We start from the raw sequence: 3,159 nt of genomic DNA on the forward strand, positions 1-3,159 counted from the left end.
GAGCCATGCTCGGCAGAAGCCTTACCGGTAATGCCCAAAAGCTCCCCTTACCCCACCCCCTCGCCCGCTGGCGGGAAAGGGGCTTTGGCAACAGCCCTCGCGCCCTCGCACCGCCGGCCGCCTGACCGCCAGTGGTAGAATAGACAACTGATTTCAGGCCTTTTTCCACCATGTTCAGCTTCTTTCGCCGCAAAAAGACCGACGACGCCCAACAGCCCGCAAAGCCGTCCACGCTGAGCGCCGAGGAACTGGCCGCCGCCTTCCCGCAGGCACCGTCGGCACAAGCGCCGCTGCCGGCAGAACCCATTCAGACTGAAACCGCGCAAGTGCCGATCGAAGCCCCGGTCGCTGCTCAAACGCCGGTAGAACCTGCAGCCGAAGCCGCAGCAGCATCCGCGCCGGTTGTCGAACAGATTGTCGTAGTCGAAGCAGCCCCTGTTGCAGCACCAGTCCAGATCGAAGCACCGGCTGCCGCCGAAGCACCCTTCCCTGCAGTCGTTGAAATCGCTCCGCAGGCCATGGAGCCCGTTGCGGCTCCTGCTCCTGTTGTTCCGGTTGCAGCACCGGCTTCCGCTCCGGTTGTAGCCGAAGTCATTGCCCCTAGCTCCCCCGACTCAGACGCAGCGTTGATTCCCGTCGATGCCGCTCCCGCAGCACCGGCTGGCAAGCTCGGCTGGCGCGATCGACTGCGCAACAGCAGCTTCGCGCGCAGCTTCGGCGGCCTGTTCTCGCGCAATCCCAAGCTCGACGACGACCTGCTCGACGAGATCGAGACCGCGCTGATCACCGCCGACGTCGGCATGCCGGCGACCACGGCGCTGGTCGAAGACCTGCGCAAGCGCATGAAGTCACGCGAGTTCGCTGATGCAAATGCCCTGCTGGCGGCGCTGCGCGCCGACCTGATTGCAATGCTGCAGCCGGTCGCCAAGCCGCTGGTCATCGATACCAATGCAAAGCCATTCGTGATCCTCACCGTCGGCGTCAACGGTGTCGGCAAGACCACCACCATCGGCAAGCTGGCCAAGCGCTTCAAGGATCAGGGCCACAGCCTGATGCTGGCCGCTGGCGATACCTTCCGCGCCGCCGCGGTCGCCCAGTTGCAGATCTGGGGCGAGCGCAATGGCGTTGCCGTGGTCGCACAGGGCCAGAACGCCGATGCCGCTTCGGTCGCATTTGACGCACTGCAGGCCGGCAAGGCGCGCGGCACCAGCGTGCTGATCGCCGACACCGCCGGCCGCCTGCACACCCAGACCGGCCTGATGAACGAGCTGAGCAAGATCCGCCGCGTGCTGGGCAAGATCGACGACACCGCGCCGCACGAAGTGCTGATGGTTATCGACGGCACCACCGGCCAGAACGCGCTGTCACAGCTGCGCCAGTTCCATGCTGCTGCTGGTGTCACCGGCCTGGTCGTGACCAAGCTGGACGGTACCGCCAAGGGCGGCGTGGTCTTCGCGCTGGCGCGCGAGTTTGGCATTCCGATCCGTTTCGCCGGCATCGGCGAGCGCCCGGAAGACCTGCGCGTCTTCGACGCCGAAGCCTTCGTCGATGCGCTGTTGCCGCAGGCGCTGGGCAGCAACTGATCTGCTAGCCCCTCTCCCGTTTACGGGAGAGGGGTTGGGGTGAGGGGAAGCTTCCAGCCAGGTAAAGTCAAAAGCGCCCCTCATCCACCCCTTCTTGGCACCTTCTCCCGCCCGCGGGAGAAGGGACTCGATGCAATCGCCAGCCATCGCCTGCGAGCCTATGCCCAACTTCCCCAGCCAACTCCTCACCTGGTTTGACCAGCACGGCCGCCACGATCTGCCCTGGCAGCATCCGCGTTCGCCGTATCGGGTTTGGCTATCGGAAATCATGCTGCAGCAGACCCAGGTCGCCACTGCAACGCCCTATTTCCAACGCTTCGTGCAGTCGTTCCCAACGCTGCGCGAGCTGGCCGCCACCGACAACGACACCTTGATGGCGCACTGGGCTGGCCTGGGCTACTACGCCCGTGCACGCAACCTGCATGCCGCAGCCAAACAATGCGTCGAGCTGCATGGCGGAGAGTTGCCGCGTGATTTTGATGCCCTGCTGGCCCTGCCCGGCATCGGCCGCAGCACCGCCGGCGCCATCCTCAGCCAGGCCTGGAACGACCCGTTCGCGATCCTTGATGGCAACGTCAAACGTGTGCTGACGCGCTTTCACGGCATCGCAGGCTTCCCCGGCTTGCCGGCTATCGAAAAACAACTCTGGGCGCAGGCCGAAGCCCACGTCGCACAGGTGCCGGCCGGGCGCATGGCCGACTACACCCAGGCACAGATGGATTTCGGCGCGACCCTGTGCACCCGCGCCAAGCCGGCCTGCATCCTGTGCCCGCTGCAGCGTAGTTGTGCCGCATATGCACGCGGCCTGGTCGATTCACTGCCCACGCCGAAGCCAAGCAAAGTGTTGCCGGAGCGCGAAGCCAGCGCCCTGCTGCTGGAAGACGCCGACGGCCGCATCCTGCTGCTCAAGCGCCCACCAACCGGCATTTGGGCCTCGCTGTGGACGCTGCCGCAGGCCGACACTGACAGCGCGCTGCGCGAGTGGTTCGCCGCCAGCATCAAGGGCAACTACGACAACGCCAACGAGCTCCCGCTGATCGTGCATACCTTCAGCCATTACCGCCTGCATCTGCAGCCACTGCACCTGCGCAAGGTCGCACTCAAATCCAAGGTCGGTGACAATGCCGATCTACGTTGGGTAGCGCGTGACGAGCTCGCCGCAATCGGCCTGCCGGCACCCATCCGCAAACTGCTGGAACGTCATCCGGCGTACTGATTCGACAGGACTACACCATGCCCCGCTCCGTCTTCTGCCAATACGAACAACGCGAAACCGAAGGACTGGATTTCGTGCCTTATCCCGGCGAACTGGGGCAGCGCATCTTCGCCAACATCGGCAAGCAGGCGTGGGCGGCATGGCTGGCGCACCAGACCATGCTGATCAACGAGAACCGCCTGTCACCGCGCGACCCCAAGCACCGCGCTTTCCTTGAGGAGGAGCTGGTGAAGTACCTGTTCTCTGGTGGCGCGGAAAAGCCGGCGGGTTACGTCGCGCCGGAAGCGGAGTAAAGCCGAAGACCTGTAGTGCCGAGCCATGCTCGGCAGGGGCATTACCGGTAGAGCCCCTGCCGAGCAT

General features: G+C 64.9%; 3 protein-coding genes. All 3 read left to right on the forward strand.

The genetic code is table 11. The annotated features are described in order from the left end of the window. Positions 1 to 170 precede the first annotated feature (170 nt). The 3 genes from ftsY (at position 171) to ACVOMF_RS20720 (ending at position 3,092) form a co-directional block, all read left to right on the forward strand. A complete protein-coding gene (ftsY, locus tag ACVOMF_RS20710) occupies positions 171 to 1,583 on the forward strand; it encodes a signal recognition particle-docking protein FtsY (RefSeq protein WP_481510948.1) in 1,413 nt (470 codons plus the stop codon). Between the two features lie 160 nt (positions 1,584 to 1,743). Continuing rightward, positions 1,744 to 2,799 carry an A/G-specific adenine glycosylase gene (gene mutY, locus ACVOMF_RS20715; protein ID WP_481510949.1) on the forward strand — a complete coding sequence of 352 codons (1,056 nt, stop codon included), beginning with the start codon at positions 1,744 to 1,746 and terminating at the stop codon, positions 2,797 to 2,799. Positions 2,800 to 2,816: 17 nt separating this feature from the next. Next, positions 2,817 to 3,092 carry an oxidative damage protection protein gene (locus ACVOMF_RS20720; RefSeq protein WP_296250419.1) on the forward strand — a complete coding sequence of 92 codons (276 nt, stop codon included), beginning with the start codon at positions 2,817 to 2,819 and terminating at the stop codon, positions 3,090 to 3,092. Positions 3,093 to 3,159 lie beyond the last annotated feature (67 nt).

This window comes from Stenotrophomonas sp. STEN022 (assembly GCF_056760155.1).